Here is a 24676-nt window from a genome sequence, read left to right on the forward strand (position 1 = left end):
CTATTTACGCCGCTTAAAATTCTTCTCTAACTCATTTTTATTGATAACCCAAGTCGTTGGCCTACCATGAACACAAATTATGCGATTTGGGCAAATTTGAAGTTGACTCAAAAGATTCCGCATTTCTTCAAAAGATAATTTATCGCCAGCTTTTATCGCAGCCTTGCAAGCCATTTGAGATTTTACTCTTTCATTGAGCTTTTTATAAAACAAATCTTTTTCTAAATTCTCATTCTCTTCGATAAATGAAACTATTTCTAAAATAAGTTCTTTGAGAGACTGACTTTGAACTTTTGGAGGTGCAGATTTTATCGCAATCTGATTTTTTCCAATTTGCTCAATTTCAATTCCTTGCTCTAATAAAAAATTTGCCTCTTTCAAAATCAATTCTAATTGTAGTTCGCTTAATGAAATAACTTCAGGGAAAAGAAGTCTAATACCGTCTTTCAAATCAAAATATTTGGAAAATTGTTCATATAAAATTCGCTCATGCGCCGCATGTTGATCAACAATCACAAGGTTTTCATCTTGCTGGAGTAAAATATAAGTATCTAATAATTGCCCTATAATTTTAAAATTGTTATGAACATTTTTTTGAACAGAATCTATTTTGTTTTGTTGCATATTTTCTTTAACAATTTCCAGCTTATTTTCTTCAAAAATCACAGCGCTACTTTCGTTAGCATTAGATTCTGTTTTTGGAAAAGAACGCTCAAAACTTGAATAAATGTTTAGTTTTTCGAAAATTTTATCTTTGGAAGCTTTATCAAAATCTGCAATTTTTTCCTTTGTTAAATTTTCTGCATTTATAAAATTATCTTTTAAGGTAAAGCTTTCAGATTGAGACAAACTGTTTTGCGATTGTGAAATTTTACTTGAAACATAATTTTCTAACGAATTTCTTACACCTTCAAAAATTAAATTTTCAACAACTTGTGGCTTTGAAAATTGCACTTCTTCTTTACGAGGATGTACATTCACATCCACAGAAGAATTTTCCAAATTGATAAAAATAAATCCGACCGGGAAGCGCCCTTGAGGCAAAACATTCAAATAACCTTTGATAAGAGCTTTACCAAGAGCTGAATTTTTTACATAACGACCATTCACAAAAAAGAATATTTGGCTGCGATTATACCGCCAAAAATTATGATTTGAGATTAAACCTCGAAAAGAAATATCTCTAATTTCCTTAGGATTTAGATCAATCAAATTTTCTGCAAAATTATTTCCAAATATTTGAGCAACTCTACTTTTGAAATCCGAAACAACAGGCAAATTAAACTGCAAAGCCCCATCTCGAAATAATTTAAAATGCACATCTATATTACTCAAAGAAAATGCGTAAAAATTATTTAAAATCTGATTCCATTCAGTTTCATCTTGTTTTAAAAATTTTTTTCTTGCTGGCGTATTATAAAAAAGATCACAAATTTCTAAATCTGTACCATCAGCAGCTGCAACTTCTTGCTCTTCTTTGAAAGTACCTTCAAAATATTGCAACTTAATGGCGGGAAATTGCGATTCTTTGAGTCTTGTGGTAAGAGTCACTTTGCTTACTGAAGAAATAGCCGCTAATGCTTCTCCCCTGAACCCAAAAGACTGCAAATAATTTAAATCTTCTACCGTTGTTATTTTACTTGTTGCATGTGGTAAAAAACAGATTTTTGCATCTTGAGGTGACATGCCAAAACCATCGTCAACAATTCTGATAAGTTTTTTGCCAGCATCTTCTATGTAAATTGAAATTACTGATGATTTAGCATCCAAAGAGTTTTCAATTAATTCTTTGATAACGCTTGATGGACGTTCAACTACTTCCCCTGCCGCTATTTTAAGTGCTTCTTGAGGAGGTAGAACTTTAATTTTATTCATGTTTTTTAGATTTAATCTCTTGAGCTTGAGTTTTTTTTGCAAGTTTCAAAGCCAATCTATCAGCTCTTTTTTCTTGCGGAGTTTTTTTCTTTTTCATTAGTGACGGATAACCTTCGATGATTATCACTGTGGTAACCGGCTTTTGAGGTGTTCCAAAAAGACAAATCTCTTCTGTGTTCATGTCCAAAGTGGCATTGCTACACTCAGCTGTAATCGGAACATCTTTAGGATTTTCTTTTTTTTGTTCGATTTTAACATCACCCGAAAGTTCGCAAATTTTTCTGTCTGGAAAAACTTCAATTTTGCCTGCAGTTAAGAATCTATTTTTCTGCTGAATATGAATGTTTTCTAAAATTTCAATTTTTTTAAACATGCCCATCATGTTGTCATTTTTTTTATCTTGTTTACCGTTTTTATCTATAACTTTTTCTACTTTTTTAATTTTCGAATTTTTTGCTTTTAAATTTTTACCCACTTTTTCATCCACAGGTGAACTTTTCAAAGTTATAGCCAAAGAGCCTGCTCTTAGATTACTTTCATCAGCTAGTTTTACCAAAACATCATCTTTGTATGTTATTAGATAATTTTCTGCATTGTTTTTATCTTTTTCACAAACAGCTTTATTACTTGTGATTGTAATTTTAGAAAAAGGATTTGAAGAATCCTCTGCAATCAAATGAGAATTCAGATAAAAAAGAGTAAACAAACAAACTATAACTTTTTTCACATAAAACCTTTTATCTTAGAAGGCAACGTTTGCGCTCAAATGCAACTCCGAAGGCGATTCACCAGGTCGTCTATCCAATTTATAACCCCAATCAATTTTGATAGGTTGAGGCTGAGTTATATTAAATCCAAATCCGATAGACTGACGGAAATCAAAAGCATTTCGCGTAATTAAATCTGGTCTTACTGTACCATATTTTGGGGTACTCCATCCAGCACCGGCATCATAAAAAACGTGAGCCTTGATTCCCATTTGTTCTACAAGAGGAAAAATTAATTCGGTATTAAATAAAATGGCATTTCGACCGCCCAAAGGATCTTGATTTTTCCAAGAAGGACCAATTCCACCAAATCTGAAACCACGAACTGTCGACTGACCTCCCATATGAAATAACTCTTTGTATGGAATAGATTTATCTTGACCTATTTGAAATACAGTTCCAACTAAACCATGAAGCATCAAAACAAGTGCATCGTCTCCAATCAAAGCAGTATAACAACTTAAATCAGCTTCCATTTTTAAGAAAGAATAATCTTTGTTAACACCGGGAAGTGCAACTTTATTTGACCATATAAATTTGTATCCCTTATTTGGATATGCTATGTGATTTCGAGTATCTTTTATGAAATTCAAACCAAGCCACTGAAGAGGCGCTCTTCTAAATGAATTATCCATTATCATTTTCAAAGCTTTTCGCTCTTTAGCTGTTGATCCTTTTGTTACATTATTTTTTCGAGCATCGACAAACTCAAATCCGACTTCTGCTTCTATGTTCAAATATTTATCAATCTTATTTAAAGCAAAACCTAAACCGATATCTCCACCAGATTCTTTAACATATGGAGTCGAATTAACATTTACCCATTCATCAAACTCTTGTGTTTTATGGAAACCTTCAACATGGCAGGAAACATCGCTATCCCACAAATGTGGATTCAAAAAATGCATTTCAAATAATTTGCTTCCACCTTTTGCTAGCTGTACCTGAGTCTTTGCGCCGACATCATATCCCTCGCCCATAAAGTTGCGTTTCTCCAAATCAAAACCGACTTTTAGCGCTCTTTTATTTGAGTCAGCATCACTACCCAAACTTGCATTTAATTCTGCTTTACCAGTTTTTGTTTCTTTAACATTCATTTCAAGATCAACTTTTTCATCATTTATTTTATGCAGTCTCCAGTTAACTCCACCTTTGTCAAAGTAACTTAATCTTTCAACATCATCCTGAGCCTGTTGTAATTTTTTGTTTGTAAGCAAATCGCCTTCTTCAAGTCCTATTGCATGACGAATCACACGATCGTTTGTAACATCGTTTCCAGTAATATCAATTTTTCTAACAAAAACTTTATCTCCACGATCCGCGTAAAAAGATACTTCTACAGTTTTTTCTTCTTCGCTTGGAGTTATTTGAGGATAAACATCTGCATTTACAAAACCTTTATCACCCCAAAGATCTTTCAATCGTTCAACAGATTGCGTAACTTTTGTTGCATTATAATATTGTCCTTCTTCTAGCAATACTTGTGACAAAATATCACTTTCTAGAAGCACATCATCACCAGGAGCAGAAATTTTGCTAATTCTAAATCTGTCACCTTCTTCTATATGAAATGTTATGAAAATATTTTTTTTGTTTTCAGAATATTCGACTTTGACATCTGTTACTTTTGCAAGTAAATATCCGTTATCTTGATAAAAATGTTCTAAAAGATGTTTATCATACTCAAGCGCTTCAGGAATATATTTTCCAGCGCCTGTTAATTTACCCAAAACCCAATTTTCTTTTGTGAAAAGAATTTGTCGCAATTTACTTGATAAAAACCTCTTATTTCCCACAAAGGAAATTGTCATAACTTTGAGACTACTACCTTCTGTAATTTCAAAAATAATATTCGCTTTTTCACCTTTATCATTCAAAACCAATTTGCCTTTTACATCTGCAAAAAGAAAACCTTCTTCTTTATACATTGCTTTGATCGATTCACAAGATCGCTTCATAAAAACGTCATCTACAGTTTCTACTTTATCTAAAGTCAAACGTTCGACTATTTTTTTAGTTTTGATTGCATGATTGCCAACAAATTCATATTTTTCAAGCTTTGGATTTTCTTGCAATACTACATAAAGATTTATTGAATCGCTTTCGGCGGAATCAACTTCGATTTTGATTTGGCGAAAATATTTAAGAGATTCTAAATTGCGAATTGCATCAGAGCTAAGCATCGGGTCAAATAAATCACCTTCTTTGTATGGCAATTTGCTTTTGACCATTTCTGTTGTTATTTGCTTATTTCCTTCTACAATTATTTTTTGAATTTTTTTATCTTGATATTTGCTAAAGTCTTTTTTTGGAAAACTCTCTTCCTGCTGCAAATCATTTTTGCTTCTTTGCATTGAAGGTGCAGAAATTAGATTGTTAATAGAGTTGCAAATAAAAAATAAAACAAAAATTGTTGTAGAAATCTTAAACCTAAAAGTCATTATCAGTTCTCCTAAGCGCTCGCAATTTTTTTAGAATTTTATATTCAGATAAAAATAGAATACATTTTCAGAAAAAAAAAGCTATTTTTTATTAGTGTTTTTTCTGAAAATTATTTGCTATAAGATCAATCGTTTAGAGAAGACTGCAATCTCTTGTAGGTATTATATCTATAAAGATCATCCGGCTCCCATGGTGCAACTTTCTTTTTGATATCTTCTATGATTGTGTTTGGTAAAAAAGCCTCATCTATTCTCTTTTCTTCATCATGTTTTAAAAGCCAAGCTTTAATTTTTGTTTTTTCAAAAAATAGATCTAAATCCACATCTTTAAATTCCGGATTATTATCCAAAATTTGTATCAAAAAAGGAAATATAATAACTAATGGAAGCGGTTTAAGAGGAAAATTGGGCTGACTATATTCTTTGTTCCAAGCAAAAAACCATAAATCTTTATGAGTTGGTTCTTTTCTTTCTTTTGCAAAAATTCGATCTAGCGAAAGTTTATTCCACCAAGATTTGTCACTTTTTTCTTTGGCTAAAATTTCTAAATCTCTGTCTATCAACATTCTTACTTGAACAACTTTTGGCTTAAAACTTTCGTCACTTTTGAAATTAAATCGTTGTCCGCTGTAATGTTTTGTCGTAAAAATATCCATAAATTGAACAATATCTTGTTCTGAATAAAAACTATAAGCTTTTTTGAATATTTCTGAATTTATAAAAAATGAATTTTCAGCTTGGACGGGTGTTCCTGTAATAATTAATTCTTCTATTTTTAAACCCTTTTTGGATGGAATATAATCAAATTTATGTAAACCTTTTTGTTTTTTAGCAAATCGCTTCGAAGGCAAAGATTCCAAGTAAGAGACCATTCTATTAAAATATTCCAAAAGTTCTGGGTTCGCATTTAGCTCCAAACCTTCGATTTTGGCATTTTTATCTTTTACTCTTTTTAGCGCTTCATGAACAAGACCCAAATTAATAGAAATATTTCCACCATGGCTATGCGCTACGATTTTAACTTTTGCATCTATTCCGTTTCTTCGAAATTTTTCAACCTCTTCTGCAAGTGCATTATAAAACCTTACAGCTTCGATAATTCTCTTCGATTGGCTTAAAATTCCACTCCACCCAAAAGTATAAAAATGATTTATCTCTTTTTTATTATTAGCGTAAACAGAATTGTACACATCTTGATAACCAGCAATTATCGGATAAGCTGCATATTTGAATTCTGAATTAATAGATGAAACATCATAAGTTGGATCGATAGAGGTCAAACCCCTAGATAAAATAGGTTGCTCTTGATAGAAAAAAGGATCTTTGCGAAGTCTTCTTACAAGTTTGATATAGCTTGTTCCTTTTATGTCATCTTTTAAGACATTTGGAAGACTTAACATCCCAAGACCTGTGTTAAAATTTCCATGAATGAAAATGTTCAAATAATGTTCTTTTTTATAAAAAAGGTTTAAAAACTTATTTTTTATATTTTCTACGATATTCCAAGAGGTTTCGCACTCATCTACAAGATCGCTTATCGAATCTTTAACAGAGTCCTTTATATCCTCTACCATCTCAAGCGAAATATTTTGACTAGGAAAAAACTTTTTATAAGCTACAAAAGCCCCACCCAAAAATGCCGCTAACAAAAAAAATAACCCACAAATTTTCCAAAACTTTTTCATCTTTATTCACTTCAAAACTAAAAAATATCGTTTCAACCAAATTTAATAAAAACATACTATTCAATGTGAAAATATCAGCGATAAAAGTCAAATGGTTTAATTAAAATTTTTAAAAAGCCGCTAAATTTTACGTTTTGAACGAACTATAAAAACTTTTAAGTAAAGAATTTGCTTAAATACCCCAAAACCGTTTTCATTTATATTTTTGATATTGATACACATTATTATTTAGTTACTTGAACTGTTTATAGTTATTTGCCGACCTTTTTATGAGCCATACGATAATTTCTTTTTGGGCCATGTGTAGAACAACAAATTTTATAACATTTACCGTTTTTTCCGCTACATGAAAAATGTCTATGTTGCATAATGAATGGTAGAATCTTGTCAAATTTCGTAGAAAAATTTTCTACACTACTAAACTTTGGAATTTCAGCCATTGAAATCAACGCCAAAGGATCGCCTTCTTGAATTACTTGAACAAACCCCAAATCTAAAGCCAAATGATTTAAATTATTAATATGAGCGTTACCCAAAAAATTTATTACTATATCGGCATTTTGCAAAGAAGAAAAAAGTGACCACATATAACCAAGATCTTGCAACCATGAACAAACAGCAGGACTGCCATTTAATAATATGATTACCGATGAAAAATCTTTAGCCTCTATAGCTTTCTTTACTAATTCCTCTAAAAAAACATTTTTTAAAGCAGGATATTTATTACCGACATCTTCTAAACTAGTTTTTATAGATAAAGCTTTATTTTTTACTTCTGTAACCGATCTAATATCGTTAAATATCACATCATTTTCCACCTTAGTTAAAATTCGATTATAGTCGCCCAAATAATTTTGCAAGGAAACATTTTCTATTCTGAAATCTCTGCTTGCAAATCTTTGTTCTAATTCTGTATTAAATCGCGAAAAACTATTAGATGATATTATAGTGGTTGCAAATTGATCAAAAAATTGCCTTGAAATAGGATTGCTTGGATAAATTCGTACTAAAATGGATAAAGTTTTATACAAATCAAGATGATTTTTAGCATCCACGCAGCCATTCTCTATTAATAACTTTGTAAACGGTGGCATTAAGGCCCCGTTTACCTCAGACGAGCGACTCCACAGCGGTAAAGCTTCACTTACAAGATCATACAAAATGCTATTAATATAATTCATATAAAACGCAAACTGCGCAAAGATAACATTTGTACAATCCGCAAAATTATATGTAAGTTTCAAATCAGTCTTTTTTTGATCTGCTGCATGAAAAAAAGTTAAAGGCAAATCTCTTTTGTCAGCGGGCGTTGCATATGCTGTTGATGCAAAAACTATATTACCCGAGGCATCTGCCTGCACCTCGAAATTTAAAACAGTTCTTAAGTATGGCTTAATACGATTTAACAACTCAATAAACTTTTGCTTCCCGCTAATCTCAAGATCTCTTTTTAATCCAGGAATACGCGTAATTCTTCCATCGGAAGCATGCCGCTCCCCAATATTTAAAATTATTTGTTTACTACTAGGGTGTCGATATAACGATATAGATTCAATTATTGGGTTTAAAGAACGGATAAAAATAAATGACAAACTTATTAAAAATATTTTTTTTACGTTTTTATACAATATTATCTTATTCATAAATACCTTTTTTTTATTAATTGCTTCTCACACAAAAATTAATTTCAATTCTATATTAATGCCATTACAAAGCTCAATAATCTTTACAAATATAATGACTTATCTATTTTTAATTTTCTAAGACTGCGAGAAAAATTTGATAAAGGAGCAAACTCTACTAATCAAATTTTAAAACACTAAATGGAATAAAATTCTACAAAATTAAAACTCCCTTATTTGATTTTGCCCACCCTTTTCTATATTTTATTTGTATCATTTTTAACATTTAATAATTTATTTAGGTTTTACAATGGCATTAATTTTGGGTATCGAAAGTTCTTGCGATGAAACAGCAGCATCGGTTTACGACTCTTCTGCAAAGAAGATACTTTCCTCCTGCGTTTTTTCACAAACGAAGCTCCATGAAATTTTTGGTGGCGTTGTTCCTGAAATCGCATCCCGCTCCCACCTGGAAAAAATAGGTCCCATTGTAAACCAATCGCTAATCGATGCAAATATCTCACTCGATGAAATCGACTATATTGCGGTCACTAATAAACCTGGATTAATTGGTTCACTTTTGGTTGGACTTTGTTTTGCAAAAGGTATTTGCTGGGCAAAGCAAAAAAAACTGATCGCTGTTGATCATCTCGAAGCACATATATTTTCTGCATTTTTAAAAAACGATCTAACTTTTGACGAAAATTTATTAAAATTTCCACACTTAAATTTGTCAGTTTCTGGCGGGCATACAAACTTTTATTTGGTAAAAGGTTTTGGAGAGTATGAACTTCTCGGACAAACTTTGGACGATGCCGCTGGGGAAGCTTTTGATAAAATAGGATATGTTTTAGGACTTGGTTATCCAGGCGGACCAATCATCGAAAAATTAGCAAAAGAAGTTAACTTTGAAGATTTTTATAAATATCCAAGAAGCAAGCGCGAAGAAAAAGATTTAAATTTTAGTTTCTCAGGACTAAAAACAGCAGTTTTGTACGATCTTGTTAAAAAAAATATTTTTGATTTAAAAAGTGGAATTTTAAAAGAAAATATAACACCACAGATTCAAGCGAAAGTCGCAAGTTCATTGCTTGTTTGCATCGGCGACATTTTCGAACATTCAGTAAAAATTGCTTTCAATAAATATCCAGAGGCGACCGGCTTATCATTTGTCGGCGGAGTTGCCTGCAATAAATATTTAGCAAAAAAATTAGAAACTTTTTGTACCCGATATAAAAAAGATTTTGTAAATCCACCTTGCAAGTTTTGCTGTGACAATGCGGCGATGGTAGCTCTCGTCGGAGCTTACAAAGCATCTAAAAATCAATTTACAGATTTAACAACCGATGTATTTGATAGGCATTTAAGCAACGACTTGTGAAACCTTAACTAAATTTTTCCCAACAGCTTTTCGTTCAACCCTTTTAGTCGGTTCATAAAATTTCTTCACATCGATTGCAGTTCCAAGCAATGATTTATATTCAGATTTGCTTGTCTTTTGGTCAGTAACTGTTGATTTCAAAGTTATTTTCACAAAACGTTGAAACTTATTCGAAAAAGGTCCCTGCCAATTTTCAACACTACTTATAATTTTCGGATTCATACGGATGATCACACAATTATCTGGAATTTTATCGGTTAACAATTTTTGAAACTGCCAGCAAGGTTGTCCCCACATATTTGCGGTTTGAACGAGATAAACGTAAGGCTTTTTACGATCGATAAATTGGCCTAAAACAGTATTTGAATCTTTTTTAATTTTTTTACATTTGCAATCGGACTCAATTTTTACAACGCTTTTTTGAAATCGAGGTTTAAAATCTTTGCATACAAGTAATGCTAAATTTGCAATCTGATAACGTGAGACAACAAGTGTGAAAACTCCAGCCTCATCACTAACAGTTTGTACGCCCGCATAGTAAACCGAAAATTGCGGCATTTTTTTTGTTTCTTTGTTAGTGGTTATAAAACCTTTGAGCTGAACCAAATCCTCAAAATAATCTTTCCTGCCATTTAAAAATGAAAAACTAAAAAGCAAAAGAGCTGTTAAAAATCCAAAAATTCTATTTTTAAAAAATTCCATGTTAAACTCTCCAAATGTGGCCCTAATTAAAAATCGATTTCAAAGACTAATGTTATTCTAAAATAATAAATAGTTGAACAATTTTTACAAGTTAAGGAAATTTGTGAATTTAACTCAAAAATTTAAAAAAAAAATAATCGATATCATTGAAAAACAAAAAATAACTACCACTGCCCCAAGCACCCTCGCTATTTCATTTTGCCTTGGACTTTTTATCGCATTTTCACCCTTTATTGGATTTCACACAATCATGGCGGTTGTTTTTCCTTGGTTATTTGGATTAAATATGCCTATGATTTTACTCGGAACAATTGTGAATAATCCATGGACAATGATACCAATTTATTCACTCGATTATGGAGTTGGATATTACATCATTCATTCAATCTTCAAAATCGATTCGTCTTGGGTCATCCCTCTTCACCATTTATTTGGTTGTGGGAAAATCTGTTTATTATCATTTTTGGTAGGTGGTAATTTAATGGCGATTCTAGCTAGTTTTATCGCATATCCATTTATTTTAAACTTCTTTAAAAATTACAAAAAAACTAAAAGTTAAAGCAGGAATAGCATGAAAATCATTACAATAAATAAAAAAGCATTTCACAACTATGAAATTTTATACACCATGGAAGCTGGCATAGTTTTAAACGGAGATGAAGTACAATCAATTCGCGCTGGAAATATTTCATTAAACGAAGCTTTTGCAACAATCCATGAAGGTGAACTTAATCTAATAAACTGTTCTATTTCCACATATTCACACGCATACCAAAAACAAGATACATCTAAAAAAACTAGAAAATTGCTTTTACACAAAAAAGAGATAATGAAATTAATCGGTGAAACTTCTAAAAAAGGATTAACGATCATTCCGCTCAAAGCTTATTTTAATGAAAAAGGTCTCGTGAAAATAGAAATCGGCGTAGCAAAACATAAAAATGCGATAAGCAAAAAACAAGAGATAAAAGAACGGGATATAAAGCGAGAAACTCAAAGAGAAATCAAATTAAAAATAAAGTGAGATTTAATGGTAATCGGAAATAAAATCTTATATCAAAAAAGCTGCAAAAGTTCACTTGACTGGGCCAAAAGTAATATTGAAACGGCTGGTGATGGAACAGTCTTTTTGACCGATTTCATAGAAAATGCAAAAGGACGAGGAAATAGAGTTTGGCAGTGTTTTGAAGGTCAAGCAATTTTGACAATTTTGCTAAAACCACAAATTACCTACATTGATGAATCTGATCTTGAAAATAAAATAAATAGTTTAACAATGGCATTTTCACTTGGAGTAGTAAATGCGTTGCAAGAGCACAATATCAAAATTAAATGGCCAAATGATTTTATGCTCAATAATAAAAAACTTGGCGGAATGCTGGTCGAAATTGTTTGGGAAAAAAATTTACCAAAAGCGATAATCATCGGAATAGCTTTAAACATAAATAATTCATTTCCACCAAATGACGAGCTTTACAAAATCGCAACAAGTTTAAAAGATCTGCTAAACAAAATTTTTGATCTAAAGACAATTATTGACAACTGCCTATGCGAAATTGATAAATTATATTCCGCGTGGAAAGACAAAAAATTTGATTTGATTTATAAAAACTGGAAAACAAAACAGCTTTATTTAAACCAAAAAATCAAAGTTCATCAAAATGATGGATCCTTTGTCGAGGGAATCGCAAAAGACTTTGCCACAAATGGAGATTTAATACTCACAGATGAAAACAACAATGAGCAAAGAATCAGCTTTTATCAAGTAGAAAACGTTGAATTAAGGAGATAGTTTATGAAAATAAAATCGATATTCACATTACTTATAATTTTAAATGTAACAAACAATGTAACATTAACCGCTAAAGCAAAGAGCAGTACGCCTCAACCTGTAACCAAAACAGACGTCTTTGAAAAAGATTATACAGAAGCAGCCAAAACAGATCTTTTATTTATCAAAAAAGCACTCATTGCTTTTCCTAGCACCAAAGATGTTTATGAATCACTTTATAAAATTTATTTTCATCTGCAAAATCACGAAATAAATTGGAGCTTAATCGGTGAAAACTCCCAAGAGATGCAAAAAATAGCAAATTCTGTTATGAATCAAATTAATGATTTTTTTATAAAAAAGGGAATTAACAAAGCCCCACTTCAAAAGCTGCAAGCAACTGATAAAACAAAAATAACAGAAAATGAAGCACGCAGATTACTTACTTTAGCTAATGATGAAGCAAACAAACATATGCAATGGGTAAAAAGCAAAGGAAAAGGTTTCGTTGGATGGAACAAAACAGGCGATGCTGCAAACAAACTATACAAAGATGCAGCTTTAAAATTTGCCAAAGCTGCAAAATTATATATAACACAAAAATCTATACAAAAAGCAGTTGAAATGTACCGAATGCAAATCCAAGCATTAGAGTCAATCGCTTATAAACCGGTAAATCCTATTTATCACTATTTGGACAAACTTGCATTAACTCAAGCCAAAATAAATGCAAACTCACTGGCAGCAAATACAAAAATTGCAAATTACAAGCCTTATGCTATCAAACAAGAAGTTGAAGAATTAAAGCAACTTTGGAAAAACGGCGGAGAAGCTGGACAAAAAGCAGTAAAAGAAGATTGGAAAAAAAATCAAAAAAGTAATACTTTCTTTTTTAAAGAAAAGACACTTGAAGCAGAGCAAAAATATATTGAAACCGTAGTACAATAAAAAAGTAAGAGGCCATTTTATGAAATCATTTTCCAAATTTTTATTTTTATTAATAGCATCTACTTTTGCAACGTCACTAATGCTAGCAGGATGCACAATAACATTAGAATTAACAGACGTACCAAAAGAAGATGTAGTCAAAACAATAATTTTATTAACATCAATAGTTGATAATCAGGAAGATTGCAATTCAGCCAAGACAGAAGAAGTAGCTAAACCGGACCTGAAAGAATTAACACTCGAAATTTATGCACCAGAATTAACTGGCAAAGGTTTCCAATCAGAAATTTTCAACTCTGAAGATGGTTACAATTATTTACTTATTTCCGCCTCCACAAACTTTGAAAATAAAGAAGTAATTAAAACAAGCGATATCATATCAAAGTATTTGCTAAACAAGGGAATCGAATTTATAGATTATAAAGTTTTATTACCAAACGATTGCATTTTGGATGACTACAAATTAGAACGATTGGAGAATGACACTCTTATACTCACGGTAAAAGTACCGGCTAATCTTGCAGCTGAAACAGGGTCAGAAAAAGAACAAAACTAAAATAATATTTTTATGATTAATGAGGTTTTTATGAAAAAAGCGCTATTAATTTTGATTTTAAGTTTAACCGCACTGCCTCTTAACATTTCATCTGGCGGAGAAGAAACACCTACAACAAAAAAAAGAACTTTACCTGATGTTATTGAAAAAGTAACAGAAGAGGTAAAAGAAGTTTTTTCACCTGAAAATTGGACTTTTGAAATGAACATAAATGCTGACTCTCCAAAAGTTAATATTTCAGACAAAAATGATGAAACTCTTTTGATCGAAATCGCAATGCCGGGAACTGATAAAGACAACATCAAATTTGAAATACAAGAAAAATCATTTTCTTTGGAAGTAAAAAACAAAAAAGAATCGGAAACAAAAGACAAAAACTTTTATAGAAAAGAATTCAGCACTCAAGATTTCAGCATTTCTCGAACACTGAGCACAAAAGTAAAGCCTGAAACTGCAAAAGCGGAATACAAAGACGGAATATTAAAAGTTGAAGTAAAAAAAGAAAAACCAAGTAAAAAAGAAAAATCTACTTACACTGTTCCAATCAAGTAAAAAATCAAAACTTAAAAAGGGAGCGAATTTTCGCTCCCTTTTTTCTTGTTAATCAGCCATTTTTTAATTTGACTCCTAATATTTATTCTGTTAGTTTTACTCGAATTTGAAAGCTAAAAATCTAGAGTAAAAAAAGGAAAAGGAAGTAGAGTGATACAAAAAACAAAGGTATTCAAAAATATGGTTATTATTTCTTCACTTGCATTATGTCACTCATTTAGCGCCGCTAAAAAATATGTTTTAACCGGCGGTCCTGGCAACGGAAAAACTACAATCATCCAAACATTACAATCTCGCGGCTTCAAAACTCTTCCAGAAGTGGCTACCACTATAATCGAAGATGCCATAAAACAAGGCTTGCCAAACCCCACACATGGAAATGATATTTGCGGGTTTCAAGAAGCTGTTGCAAAAAAACAAGTCGAGCTGGAATCTATGCTTAACAAAAAAGACTTAGTTTTCCTTGATAGAGGAATTATCGATGGTCTAGCCTACTGCGACCATCACCAATTAATATCTCTTCCACCAACCCTGCAAGAAAAAACTTCATCCACAAACTATACCGCTGTCTTTGTCTTAGATTTTGTAGAAGATTCATACCAAACAGATTCTGTAAGAATAGAAAATTTGAAAGAAGCGCTAATAATTCATGAATTAATTATTAAACATTATAGAAATTTAGGTTATTCACCAATTTTTGTACCCGCATTCCAATGTGATGAAAATGGTAAAAAATTAAGCACCCTAGAAAGCACTGCAAAAAGAGCCGAATTCATTTTGAAACATATAAGCGAAACAAGCTATAAGCAAACGCCGCCGTTTAATAACATTGCTTCTGATAAAACAATAGATGTAACCGTTACTAAAAATTTATGAAAGAAAATCTGTTATTTATCTTTTTAAAAACACATAACATTGCATACCAACTTTTTGAGCACCAGCCAGTTTTTACTGTTGACGATAAACCTGCAATAAAGACAATTGATGGAGTTACAACATCATCTGAAGTTATTCCCCAGCCATATTTTAAAACTTTATTTTTGACTGACAAAAAAGGTAAATTCTTTCTTGTTAGTGTTTTAGAAGATAAACATGTTGATCTCAATACTTTAGGCAAACAATTGCAATGTGCTCGACTTACTTTTGGAAAAACAGATGAATTACTTGAATATATAAAAGTATCTCCAGGTTCTGTAACGCCATACGGACTTCTATTCGATGAACAAAATAAAGTAACATACATTTTTGATAAAGATGCCTTAAATCATCAATGGACAAGTTTTCACCCAATGAGAAACGATATGACTATTGTTACTTCGCTACAAAATTTTTTAACATGCATGCAACTAATGCACCATGAACCGGTAGTTATGCAAATTCCGGTAAAATAACTGATGCATATTAATAATTTATCAAAAGATTAATTTTATGACTTTTCTCAACTCATTAAAAATTACAGTTCTCCTAGAAGACACGGCACCTAGAGAACCATTTTGGAGCGAGCATGGTCTATCACTTTTGATCGAAGCAGATAACAAAAAATTTCTTTTTGATACTGGATACTCTGGAGATGTTTTACTTCATAATGCTAATATCCTAAAAATTGATCTCAATAAAATTGACGCTTTCATTTTAAGCCATCCGCATGATGATCACAGCGGAGGCATGGAAAAGGCGAGTCATTTTATATCTACCAAACCTATGTATTGCACATCAGATGCTTTCGGCGAGCATATGCCAAAAAGTGATTTGCTAAAATCGGTTTATACAAATGTGCATCATGTTACAGAAAATATAGAAATAACACCTGGATTTTGGATAATAAAAGAAAGACCTACAATAAATACAGCTCTAAAAACTTATGAGATAAATGCCGTTGCAAAGATTAAAGATAAAGGTCTCGTTATCATCGTAGGTTGTGCGCATCAAGGTTTACCTGCAATTATAGAAGATGCGAAAAAAGCATTTAATAATGAAATACCAGTTTACGCACTGATTGGTGGCCTACATCTCAAAAGTTCAAATGCGCTAGAAATTAATAAAAATATAGATTTGATAAAACAAGAAAATATTAAACTTTTATTACCCAATCATTGCTCTGGTTTTGGATCTATCAAAAAGCTTATCGATGTGATGCCAAATCAAACAGAATTAATTTCCAAAACAGCCAGCGGAACATTTCATAGCGGAAGTACTATTGAATTTTAATCAAACTAAAATTAACAAAGTTACTCAATAAAAAAGCCCGTACACTTGCCTTGCGGGCCTTTCTTATTAATCTTACAATGAGCAGTTGTAGAATTTAACTTTTTATTCACCAAATAATATCGAATTCGCAGGTCGTAAAAATCGACTTTTTAGTAGATAAATATCGAGATTTCACTCCTAAAAAGTCTATATTCAAAACGTCTTAGACTAATCCCATCCAAAAAACGGCTGATTTTAGGCAATTTTACCAATTATTTTAATTATCTTGGACAAATTCGATATTCAATGTAGAATTTGTCCATTGATGATTTAAATCGGTCTAAAAGGAGATTTCATATGATAAAACGCAAAATTGCTAAAGATGTGCTCGATGGGGCACGATATTTCCCTGTTGTTGGCATCTTGGGTCCACGACAATCAGGTAAAACAACGCTTGCAAAGGATTTATTCCAAAAACATAACTATCTTTCACTTGAAGACTTAGACTTGCGGGAAGAGGCCAAAAGAGACCCGCGAACTTTTTTGCTGACCAACCGCAATGACCACGGAATTATTATCGATGAATTTCAATATGTGCCTGAACTTCTATCATATATTCAAACTATCGTTGATCAAGACAAGAAACGCGGGTACTTTATTTTAACTGGCTCGCAAAATTTTTTGATGAACAAGGCCATCACTCAATCTCTGGCTGGAAGAATTTCACTTCACACACTTTTACCTTTATCAATTTTAGAACTCAGGGAAAGTGGCCAGCTACCACCTGAAATCGAACCTATGCTTTACCAAGGCTGCTACCCAGCGATTTATTCAGAAAAAATTCCGCCGGAAAAACTCTATAAAAACTACCTACAAACGTACATTGAACGAGACGTTCGCCAACTTACTAACATTGGTGATTTGGCAACGTTTCAAACATTTATTAGATTGTGCGCGGCACGCGTTGGCCAATTGGTTAACTTTACAGCGCTCAGCAATGATGCCAACGTAAGTGATGTCACAGTCAGACGTTGGCTTAGCATTTTAGAATCGAGTTACATTGTTTTTCTCTTGCACCCTTACCATGAAAATTTGGGCAAACGCTTAGTTAAAACGGCTAAGCTTTATTTTTATGATCCCGGACTTATTTGCTCGCTTCTTCAAATTAAAGAAGAAGATTTGGCAAACCACCCAAACAGAGGCAATATTTTTGAGTCGTTTGTTATTGCTGATATTCTTAAACACTACCATAACAAAGGCACTGATCCACGTATATACTTTTGGCGTGATAAAACAGAACATGAAGTCGATTGCATTATCGAGGACAAGCAAAAACTTATACCAATCGAAATCAAATCGGGCAGAACTTTTAATCAGCGTTTTCTTGACGGCCTCAATTATTGGGAGGCTTTAAAACATAAAAAAAGTGTGCCTGGTTTTGTGATTTTTGCAGGTTCATCACAACAAGGAAGAGTACACGTCTCTCTTGTAAGTTGGCAGTTAATTGATAAACTATTCAAAAAAATTTAAATACTAGACTTAAATTTTAGAATTACTTAATAAAAAAGGCCCACGAAATTTGCGGGCCTTTTTATTTTTATCTTCCTCGTTTAATCGCTGCTGCATATGCAAATTGTAAGAAATATTTTTGCCAAGATTCATCTGTACTTTTATGTTCATCGTCATACATAAAATGATCCACAAGCAAGTACCGTACCCTCAATATTTCCTTAAGGCGTTTTTTATTTTTTGGATCTCTAATCGTAAGGTCTAAGAGTTCCAAAACTCGCCAAAAAGCTTCTTTACTACACTCAATATCACCTTCATTTTTCCATTTTATAGTTCGCTCAACGTCGCTACCTACATTAGCTAGTTGCTCAATTATAGAAAAATTAAACCAGCGCCCAGCAGCTAGGTCCTTATGAATTATCATTGACAAACCAATCTAGCAACTATGTTTATTATTTTTTCTCTGATGTGCAAGTCATCTACTCCCCTAGTCTCATTGCCTTGCACCGGGCGCAAATTTATCATCGAATCAAATTCAATCCAATTTTCATTAGGATATCTACCTGGGTACAAATTTATTCCCCACAAATTTTCTTGAGTAGATTCGTTTTCTAGCAAAAGTTGTTCTTCGTCCACATGAAGTTCAGAATCTACAGCCATAATTCCTTTTTCAATATCAACCACAGCCTTCACGAGCCTTCCAAACATTCTTTTAGACATTTCCGAAAGTTCTGTGATAGAAATTTTCTCATTAACGATTTTCATTAATTCCCTTATGATTGGCATTGCGTAAGGCAAACTGTTCGCGTTTGATTTTATCTTGCTTCATAGTTTCTAGCCACAATTCTTTTACAACATCGGGATAATCTACCATTATTGCATCAACGCCCAATTGATATAACTTTGTTACTGTTTCAATGTTTTCGCTTGGACTCCATACCCAAAGTTTTAAACCTCTAGCTTTTACATCTTTTGCTAAGGATTCCGAAAAACAATTTTCAACGTTCACCAAACAAACACCATAAGCTCCCATTTCTTCTGCAAAATTTGCCATTTTATATGGTATACAAATCACTGAAGGAATTAATTTTACAAAAGGTACGAGAGTAGCCAAACGCTTCAACTCTTCATGCTGAAATCCAGTCGCATAAAATTGTTCTTGCTTCCAACCTTTATTTTCTACATAAGAATTTATAATCTTTGCCAATTCTGCAGCAACGGCCTCTTCTTTTATATCAATTACAATTTTTGTTTTTGCATCAAGTGTATCTAGCACTTCAGAAAACGTAGGAATCTTACCTCCGCCATTAACATCTAAAGCTTTAAGTTCTTTTAGCGTCTTAGCTTTTACTAATCCTTTTCCATTAGTAGTCCTATCAACATTAGCATCATGCATCACAACCAAGTCGCCAGATTTACATTTATAAACATCAAATTCAACAGCTTCAACATTCATTTCAATTGCTTTTTTAAAAGAGCTAGCAGTATTTTCAGGCATATACCCAGAAGCTCCTCTATGGGCTATAATCATAACATCTCCTTCACAACAAATTGATCTTGTTAGTAACAAAAATATGGAAAAAACAATTAACTTAAATTTAAACATAAATTCTACTTTCCAGTTTATTTTACCTTAATCTAGCAATTCAGCTTTGTTTAGCTTTTGCCAATCAGCGTCGAACATTGCAATACCTTTTTCCGTCAATGGATGATTCATAACTTGTTCAAGCAACTTTGGCGGAATTGTTGCGATATCGGCACCTGCAAGTGCTGCATCATGCCAGTGCATCAAATGTCTAAGCGATGCAGCAAGTATCAAACTATCAAATCCATAGTTATCAAACATTTCGCGCATTTCTCCGATCAATGTAATTCCGTTAATATCGATATCATCCCAGCGACCAACAAAAGGTGAAATATATTTAACACCAAGCTTTGCAACAAGAAGTGATTGAAGAAGAGAGAAAATTAAAGTTACGTTAATCTCAACACCTTCTTGTACCAATTTTGCAATCACAGGCAAATAATCTTGGTGAAATGGAATTTTGACAACAACATTGTCTGCAAGCTTTGAGATTTCAAGAGCTTGTTTGTACACATCTTGTGGTGTTTTTTTTACCACTTCGATGCTAACATCGCCGCTTACCATCGAACAAATATCGAGCAATACTTTTTTGCAATCATTGCCTTCTTTGGAAAGTAATGTTGGGTTGGTTGTTACGCCATCCACAACACCAGTTGCTACCCATTTTTTGATTAATTGCCTATCGGCTGTGTCTAAAAAAAGTTTCATCTAAAAAATCCTTTTCACTTAATTACAAAATTTATAAGGCGATCTGCAACGAATATAACTTTGATAACGGTTCCTTCTTTTAACCATTTTTCAATAGCAATTTCTGCTTTTGACTGAACATCTTGCTGCGATTCGCCTTTTTGAATAGTTACATTCGCACGCAATTTTCCATTTACTTGCACCGCAATTTCTATCTCATTCACAGCTGCAAGTTTCGGATCAAAAGTTGGCCAAGAACAATCTGCTAAATTTTTGTTAAGCAGTTTTTCTAAAAGTTCACTTGAAAAATGCGGAACCATAACAGAGATTGCAGCTAAGAATTGCTGCGTTGTTTTGCGATCGAGCTTCAACTTTTGTTCACTTAAATCATTCAAAAATTCCATCATCGCAGAAACGGCTGTATTTACTTTGAAACTTTCAATTCGCTCCGCAAAATCTTTCAAAAACAAATGAAAACGTTTTAAAGTTTTTTCATCTGCAGTTTCTACAAATTCTGTTGTTGTGAGTAATTTCCAAAGTCTGCCCAAAAAGTTTTTCGTTCCTTTTAGTCCGCTATCTTGCCATTCAACATCCATTTCTGGTGGTCCCATAAAGAGCATGTAAAGGCGAAGGGCGTCGGTTCCAAACTCACCTACCATGTCATCAGGATTTACAGCGTTACCTTTGGACTTGGACATTTTTTCTATTCGACCGCTATTTGATTTTGCACAAATCATTCCTTGATTAAAAAGGTGTGTAAACGGTTCATCAAATTCTAAATATCCTAAATCATGTAAAACTTTTATATAAAATCGCGCATACAAAAGGTGTAAAACAGCATGCTCTATTCCACCAATATAAAGATCTACGGGAAGCCAGTATTTCATATCTTGTGAATCAAAAGGTTTGTCATTTAATTCTGTATTTGGATACCGTAAAAAATACCAGCAAGACCCTGCCCACTGTGGCATTGTATTTGTTTCTCGCTTTGCGCTATCACCACACTTTGGACATTTTGTATTTACCCATTCACTAATTGCAGCAAGTGGCGACTCTCCAGTTCCTGTAGGTTGATAATTTTCAACCTCTGGCAAAACAACTGGCAAATCTTTTTCATCCACTGGTACAGTTCCACACTTGGAGCAATGGACCATAGGAATTGGTTCACCCCAATATCTTTGACGAGAGAAAATCCAATCGCGCAACTTATAACAAGTTTTTGCACTGCCAACACCTTTGTCTTCCAAAAATTTGATAATTTTTGCAGAACCTTCGCTTTTAGCATCTAAACCATTGAACTGTGCAGAATTTATTAAAATACCATCACCGGTTGTCGCACAAGTTAAATTGCCATTTTCATCATAAATAGATTCATCAGTTGCTTGCGATTTTACAACTTCAATGATTGGTAAATTATATTTTTTTGCAAACTCAAAATCGCGTTCGTCATGCGCAGGAACAGCCATGATCGCACCAGTTCCATAATTGCTCAAAATGTAACTTGCTAGATAAACTGGTATCTTTTGGTCATTAACAGGATTGATCACATAGCTTCCCAAGAAAACACCTTTTTTTTCTGGATTTTCTGCAAATCGATCTTCAGAAGATTGCTCTTGCATCTCTTTTATGAAATTTTCTACCGACTTTTGATTTTCTTTTGATGTAAGTTTTGATACAAGCGGATGGTCGTAAGCCAATGCTACGAATGTTGCACCGAAAAGGGTGTCGGGACGAGTTGTAAAAACTTCAAGATTTGAACTTTCATCTCCGGCTACTTTAAAGTTAACCGTTGCACCAACACTTTTGCCAATCCAGTTTCGCTGCATCGACTTTACTTTTTCTGGCCACTCTAGCTTATCAAGCCCTTCAAGTAACTTTTCTGCATATTCTGTGATTTTTAGCACCCACTGACGAATCAACTTTTTAGTAACTTCTGTACCACAACGATCACATTTGCCGCCGACAACCTCTTCATTTGCAAGACCGGTCAAACAACTTGGGCACCAGTTTATTGGTGCTTCAGATTGATATGCAAGCCCAGCTTTGTGCATTTGCAAAAATATCCACTGCGTCCATTTATAATAATTTGGATCTGTGGTATTTACCTCTTTATCCCAATCGTACATTGCCCCGATTTGGGATAGCTGACGTTTGAAATTTGCAATATTATTTGCGGTATTTTCTTTTGGATGCAAACCAAGCTTGATTGCAGCATTTTCCGCAGGTAGACCAAAAGCATCCCATCCCATAGGATGAAGAACATTGTAACCTTGTAAGAATTTTATACGGGCATAAATGTCAGAGAGAACATAATTTTTCCAGTGCCCCATGTGAATTCCAGACCCGGAAGGATATGGAAACATATCCAAACAGTAAAATTTTTTACCTTTTCGATCCGATTTTGTTTTAAAATAAGGATCTTTGCTCCATTTTTTTTGCCATTTTGCTTCAATTTCTTTGAAATCGTAATTCATAAAAGTCCTTAAAAATTTCGCTCGCTTTAGAAGACTAAACATAGGGAATATTAACATAAAATGACGTTTTTTTTAAAAAGGAAATTAAATTTGACCAAAAGAATGCCATCGGTATAGTGAAAACAGGGTATTTTAGGGACAAATTCAATTTTTAATAATAATTTTGATAATTAAAAGGAAGCTAAAGTTTATGTTTAATTTAAAATCATTTAAAACGGTAATGCTACTTGCCTGCGCAATAGCCTTTACTCAAACAATAAAAACAGAAAACGCACCACAAGAGCAAATAGAAACTGCAAGAGTACAACTTTTAAAATATGCACAAGGCTGCAACGACTTGTTTAATGCAAATAAAATAGTTGAAGATATAATTGCACCATTACATAATCAACAAATTTCAAACACAAGTAACTTAAATCCTAATAAATTACTTACGATAGCAGCTTGGAATAAAGTCTTAAAAAGTAAAGAACTCGAAAAACAGTTTGATGAACAATTCACAGATTTACTTCAAAAATGTAACTTCATAATCCAAGAAAATATAAGTGAAGAACAATTTGAAAATGAACTTAAATTTGTTTTAAACGATATAAAACAATTTTATAAAGCAGCATCAATAAGTTACTCCAATAACGTTTGCAGCAATTCTACAGAATTAATAAATGAGATAAAACAACTAGTAGGCATAATGGTAAAACAACAATCAACACAAACAATGCCTGAATATTTAACAAGTTGGGTATGGGGATCAACTTTTTCATATTATGTTATTCCTGCATTTTGTTTTGCAATCCTTCCCGCCATTATGCATTATTTAAGCTCCAGAAAAGGTGCCAAAATGCTTCAAGGAATGGACAAAATCGACGATGAAACTTTAATGAAAACGTTTCGTGAACAAGTTAAAGGCTTTGTTAATTTTCAAAATAGCGTAGGTAATAATGCCTTCTTTGAAAAAATTGCTGGAATATTTGTAACTTCTATATACCAGGCACTTCAAACAGAATCTTACGAAATAAACAAACAAAAAAATAAAGAAAAAATTAAAAGCGAAAAATCTGTTTTTTTCAAATCTTTAGAAAAAAATCTAACATTCAAAGATATAATCGGATCTGAAAAAGAAAAAGAATCGCTGAATTACGTTATCGATTCTATGAAAAATCCATTAAAATTCAAACGCTTCAAAACAACAGCTCCAACCGGAATTCTTTTGGTTGGTAACCCAGGAGCAGGTAAAACTATGTTTGCAAAAGCAATAGCGGGCGAAATTGGATGTCCTTGCTGGGCGGTTTGCACATCTGAATTAATTGGATACGAAGAAAACGACGGTATGTTTTTTGCATCAAGAATAACTAAAATCGATAAAATTTTTGCTTTAGCAGAAGCATCTGCTCCATCGATTTTGTTTATAGACGAACTCGACTTCATAGGAAGCAAACGAAACAACAAAGATGGCGATCCTTATCGCGCTCAAGCACTTGCAACACTACTTACCAAATTAAATGGGTTTAAACCACGCAATCCTTACAAACCAGTTTTAATCATAGCAGCAACAAGCACAGAAGAAGACTTGGATGAAGCATTAGTCAGATCCGGAAGATTTGATATTCGTCTAAAAATGCAACTTCCAAATACAGAAATAAGAAAAATGTTCTTTCAAAAGCAATTAGAAAAAGTACAAAAATCATTTGATGCTTCTCAGTTGAATTTCGATGAACTTGTAGCGATCACAGAAGGTTGTAGCTTTGCCGAATTAACCAATTTGATAAACAAAGTACAATCAAAAACATTATTTAAAGGCAATTCAAAACTTTCAATCGATAACTTCAAAGAAGCGCTTTTAGAAATCAAAAAGTAAATAAACAAACTAAAAAAAAGGGCAGAGATTTTTCTCTGCCCTTTTTTTTATTAATATAACGCGAACTCGATAATTAAAA

Annotated in this window: 23 protein-coding genes; 12 read left to right on the forward strand and 11 right to left on the reverse strand. The window is 32.8% G+C overall.

Annotation, left to right across the window (positions count from 1 at the left end; genetic code table 11):
- The 5 genes from mutL to DEA20_03725 form a co-directional block, all read right to left on the reverse strand.
- Window positions 1–1875, reverse strand: a complete 1875-nt coding sequence (mutL, locus tag DEA20_03705) for a DNA mismatch repair endonuclease MutL (protein HBS48276.1) — start codon at window positions 1873–1875, stop codon at window positions 1–3.
- Window positions 1868–2602 (reverse strand): hypothetical protein, encoded by a 735-nt coding sequence (locus tag DEA20_03710; GenBank protein HBS48277.1) that lies wholly within the window; start codon window positions 2600–2602, stop codon window positions 1868–1870. The genes mutL and DEA20_03710 overlap by 8 nt, the downstream gene beginning before the upstream one ends.
- A 15-nt stretch (window positions 2603–2617) precedes the next feature.
- Entirely contained in the window at window positions 2618–5083 is a 2466-nt protein-coding gene (gene bamA, locus DEA20_03715) for an outer membrane protein assembly factor BamA (GenBank protein ID HBS48278.1), read from the reverse strand.
- Between the two features lie 125 nt (window positions 5084–5208).
- Window positions 5209–6768 carry a hypothetical protein gene (locus tag DEA20_03720; GenBank protein HBS48279.1) on the reverse strand — a complete coding sequence of 520 codons (1560 nt, stop codon included), beginning with the start codon at window positions 6766–6768 and terminating at the stop codon, window positions 5209–5211.
- Between the two features lie 251 nt (window positions 6769–7019).
- Window positions 7020–8411, reverse strand: coding sequence for a hypothetical protein (locus DEA20_03725; GenBank protein ID HBS48280.1), 1392 nt, complete (start codon window positions 8409–8411; stop codon window positions 7020–7022).
- A 289-nt stretch (window positions 8412–8700) separates the two neighbouring features.
- Here DEA20_03725 and tsaD point away from each other — a divergent pair, with 289 nt between their 5' ends.
- Complete coding sequence (gene tsaD, locus DEA20_03730; GenBank protein HBS48281.1) at window positions 8701–9771, forward strand: tRNA (adenosine(37)-N6)-threonylcarbamoyltransferase complex transferase subunit TsaD; 1071 nt, start codon at window positions 8701–8703, stop codon at window positions 9769–9771.
- Here the strand turns inward: tsaD and DEA20_03735 are convergent.
- On the reverse strand, window positions 9754–10473 hold the full coding sequence (locus DEA20_03735) for a hypothetical protein (GenBank protein ID HBS48282.1): 720 nt from the start codon (window positions 10471–10473) through the stop codon (window positions 9754–9756). The genes tsaD and DEA20_03735 overlap by 18 nt on opposite strands.
- A gap of 73 nt (window positions 10474–10546) precedes the next feature.
- Here DEA20_03735 and DEA20_03740 point away from each other — a divergent pair, with 73 nt between their 5' ends.
- The 10 genes from DEA20_03740 to DEA20_03785 all read left to right on the forward strand — a co-directional run bounded on the left by DEA20_03740 (window position 10547) and on the right by DEA20_03785 (window position 18017).
- On the forward strand, window positions 10547–11032 hold the full coding sequence (locus DEA20_03740; GenBank protein ID HBS48283.1) for a hypothetical protein: 486 nt from the start codon (window positions 10547–10549) through the stop codon (window positions 11030–11032).
- Window positions 11033–11044: 12 nt separating this feature from the next.
- Complete coding sequence (locus DEA20_03745) at window positions 11045–11497, forward strand: SsrA-binding protein (protein ID HBS48284.1); 453 nt, start codon at window positions 11045–11047, stop codon at window positions 11495–11497.
- A gap of 6 nt (window positions 11498–11503) precedes the next feature.
- The gene (locus tag DEA20_03750; GenBank protein HBS48285.1) at window positions 11504–12265 is read left to right on the forward strand and encodes a biotin--[acetyl-CoA-carboxylase] ligase; all 762 of its coding nucleotides are present in this window, start codon (window positions 11504–11506) and stop codon (window positions 12263–12265) included.
- Window positions 12266–12268: 3 nt separating this feature from the next.
- Window positions 12269–13192 carry a hypothetical protein gene (locus tag DEA20_03755; protein ID HBS48286.1) on the forward strand — a complete coding sequence of 308 codons (924 nt, stop codon included), beginning with the start codon at window positions 12269–12271 and terminating at the stop codon, window positions 13190–13192.
- A gap of 19 nt (window positions 13193–13211) precedes the next feature.
- A complete protein-coding gene (locus DEA20_03760) occupies window positions 13212–13748 on the forward strand; it encodes a hypothetical protein (GenBank protein ID HBS48287.1) in 537 nt (178 codons plus the stop codon).
- Between the two features lie 12 nt (window positions 13749–13760).
- Window positions 13761–14300, forward strand: coding sequence for a hypothetical protein (locus DEA20_03765; protein HBS48288.1), 540 nt, complete (start codon window positions 13761–13763; stop codon window positions 14298–14300).
- A gap of 150 nt (window positions 14301–14450) precedes the next feature.
- Window positions 14451–15176, forward strand: coding sequence for a hypothetical protein (locus DEA20_03770; GenBank protein HBS48289.1), 726 nt, complete (start codon window positions 14451–14453; stop codon window positions 15174–15176).
- Complete coding sequence (locus tag DEA20_03775) at window positions 15173–15691, forward strand: hypothetical protein (protein HBS48290.1); 519 nt, start codon at window positions 15173–15175, stop codon at window positions 15689–15691. Before DEA20_03770 ends, DEA20_03775 begins: the two co-directional genes overlap by 4 nt.
- A gap of 37 nt (window positions 15692–15728) precedes the next feature.
- Entirely contained in the window at window positions 15729–16508 is a 780-nt protein-coding gene (locus DEA20_03780; GenBank protein ID HBS48291.1) for a hypothetical protein, read from the forward strand.
- A 336-nt stretch (window positions 16509–16844) separates the two neighbouring features.
- Window positions 16845–18017: an AAA family ATPase gene (locus tag DEA20_03785; GenBank protein ID HBS48292.1), complete on the forward strand. Its 1173-nt coding sequence runs from the start codon at window positions 16845–16847 to the stop codon at window positions 18015–18017.
- Window positions 18018–18084: 67 nt separating this feature from the next.
- On the opposite strand, the gene DEA20_03790 is transcribed toward DEA20_03785, so the two are convergent.
- From DEA20_03790 to DEA20_03810, 5 genes are read right to left on the reverse strand one after another with little or no spacing between them, the layout of a single operon-like run.
- Window positions 18085–18420, reverse strand: coding sequence for a hypothetical protein (locus DEA20_03790; protein HBS48293.1), 336 nt, complete (start codon window positions 18418–18420; stop codon window positions 18085–18087).
- Window positions 18417–18716, reverse strand: a complete 300-nt coding sequence (locus DEA20_03795) for a hypothetical protein (protein ID HBS48294.1) — start codon at window positions 18714–18716, stop codon at window positions 18417–18419. Before DEA20_03795 ends, DEA20_03790 begins: the two co-directional genes overlap by 4 nt.
- Window positions 18717–18747: 31 nt before the next feature.
- Window positions 18748–19602 carry a hypothetical protein gene (locus DEA20_03800; protein ID HBS48295.1) on the reverse strand — a complete coding sequence of 285 codons (855 nt, stop codon included), beginning with the start codon at window positions 19600–19602 and terminating at the stop codon, window positions 18748–18750.
- 27 nt (window positions 19603–19629) lie between these two features.
- A complete protein-coding gene (locus DEA20_03805; GenBank protein ID HBS48296.1) occupies window positions 19630–20289 on the reverse strand; it encodes a fructose-6-phosphate aldolase in 660 nt (219 codons plus the stop codon).
- Between the two features lie 14 nt (window positions 20290–20303).
- Window positions 20304–22742, reverse strand: a complete 2439-nt coding sequence (locus DEA20_03810) for a leucine--tRNA ligase (protein ID HBS48297.1) — start codon at window positions 22740–22742, stop codon at window positions 20304–20306.
- Window positions 22743–22932: 190 nt separating this feature from the next.
- On the opposite strand from DEA20_03810, the gene DEA20_03815 reads away from it, so the two are divergent.
- A complete protein-coding gene (locus tag DEA20_03815) occupies window positions 22933–24597 on the forward strand; it encodes a hypothetical protein (GenBank protein ID HBS48298.1) in 1665 nt (554 codons plus the stop codon).
- Window positions 24598–24676 lie beyond the last annotated feature (79 nt).

The organism is Candidatus Dependentiae bacterium, from assembly GCA_003511165.1.
Lineage (GTDB): Bacteria > Babelota > Babeliae > Babelales > UBA12411 > UBA12411.

What these genes read in the sequence shown, in the direction of transcription:
- DEA20_03755 (HBS48286.1), top strand. Translation starts at nt 12,269, where the DNA reads ATGAAAATAAAATCGATATTCACATTACTTATAATTTTAAATGTAACA.
- DEA20_03790 (HBS48293.1), bottom strand. Translation starts at nt 18,420, where the DNA reads ATGATAATTCATAAGGACCTAGCTGCTGGGCGCTGGTTTAATTTTTCT.
- DEA20_03805 (HBS48296.1), bottom strand. Translation starts at nt 20,289, where the DNA reads ATGAAACTTTTTTTAGACACAGCCGATAGGCAATTAATCAAAAAATGG.
- DEA20_03720 (HBS48279.1), bottom strand. Translation starts at nt 6,768, where the DNA reads ATGAAAAAGTTTTGGAAAATTTGTGGGTTATTTTTTTTGTTAGCGGCA.
- DEA20_03760 (HBS48287.1), top strand. Translation starts at nt 13,212, where the DNA reads ATGAAATCATTTTCCAAATTTTTATTTTTATTAATAGCATCTACTTTT.
- DEA20_03745 (HBS48284.1), top strand. Translation starts at nt 11,045, where the DNA reads ATGAAAATCATTACAATAAATAAAAAAGCATTTCACAACTATGAAATT.
- DEA20_03810 (HBS48297.1), bottom strand. Translation starts at nt 22,742, where the DNA reads ATGAATTACGATTTCAAAGAAATTGAAGCAAAATGGCAAAAAAAATGG.
- DEA20_03800 (HBS48295.1), bottom strand. Translation starts at nt 19,602, where the DNA reads ATGTTTAAATTTAAGTTAATTGTTTTTTCCATATTTTTGTTACTAACA.
- DEA20_03725 (HBS48280.1), bottom strand. Translation starts at nt 8,411, where the DNA reads ATGAATAAGATAATATTGTATAAAAACGTAAAAAAAATATTTTTAATA.
- DEA20_03815 (HBS48298.1), top strand. Translation starts at nt 22,933, where the DNA reads ATGTTTAATTTAAAATCATTTAAAACGGTAATGCTACTTGCCTGCGCA.
- DEA20_03780 (HBS48291.1), top strand. Translation starts at nt 15,729, where the DNA reads ATGACTTTTCTCAACTCATTAAAAATTACAGTTCTCCTAGAAGACACG.
- tsaD (HBS48281.1), top strand. Translation starts at nt 8,701, where the DNA reads ATGGCATTAATTTTGGGTATCGAAAGTTCTTGCGATGAAACAGCAGCA.
- DEA20_03775 (HBS48290.1), top strand. Translation starts at nt 15,173, where the DNA reads ATGAAAGAAAATCTGTTATTTATCTTTTTAAAAACACATAACATTGCA.
- DEA20_03765 (HBS48288.1), top strand. Translation starts at nt 13,761, where the DNA reads ATGATTAATGAGGTTTTTATGAAAAAAGCGCTATTAATTTTGATTTTA.
- bamA (HBS48278.1), bottom strand. Translation starts at nt 5,083, where the DNA reads ATGACTTTTAGGTTTAAGATTTCTACAACAATTTTTGTTTTATTTTTT.
- DEA20_03735 (HBS48282.1), bottom strand. Translation starts at nt 10,473, where the DNA reads ATGGAATTTTTTAAAAATAGAATTTTTGGATTTTTAACAGCTCTTTTG.
- DEA20_03795 (HBS48294.1), bottom strand. Translation starts at nt 18,716, where the DNA reads ATGTCTAAAAGAATGTTTGGAAGGCTCGTGAAGGCTGTGGTTGATATT.
- DEA20_03785 (HBS48292.1), top strand. Translation starts at nt 16,845, where the DNA reads ATGATAAAACGCAAAATTGCTAAAGATGTGCTCGATGGGGCACGATAT.
- DEA20_03750 (HBS48285.1), top strand. Translation starts at nt 11,504, where the DNA reads ATGGTAATCGGAAATAAAATCTTATATCAAAAAAGCTGCAAAAGTTCA.
- mutL (HBS48276.1), bottom strand. Translation starts at nt 1,875, where the DNA reads ATGAATAAAATTAAAGTTCTACCTCCTCAAGAAGCACTTAAAATAGCG.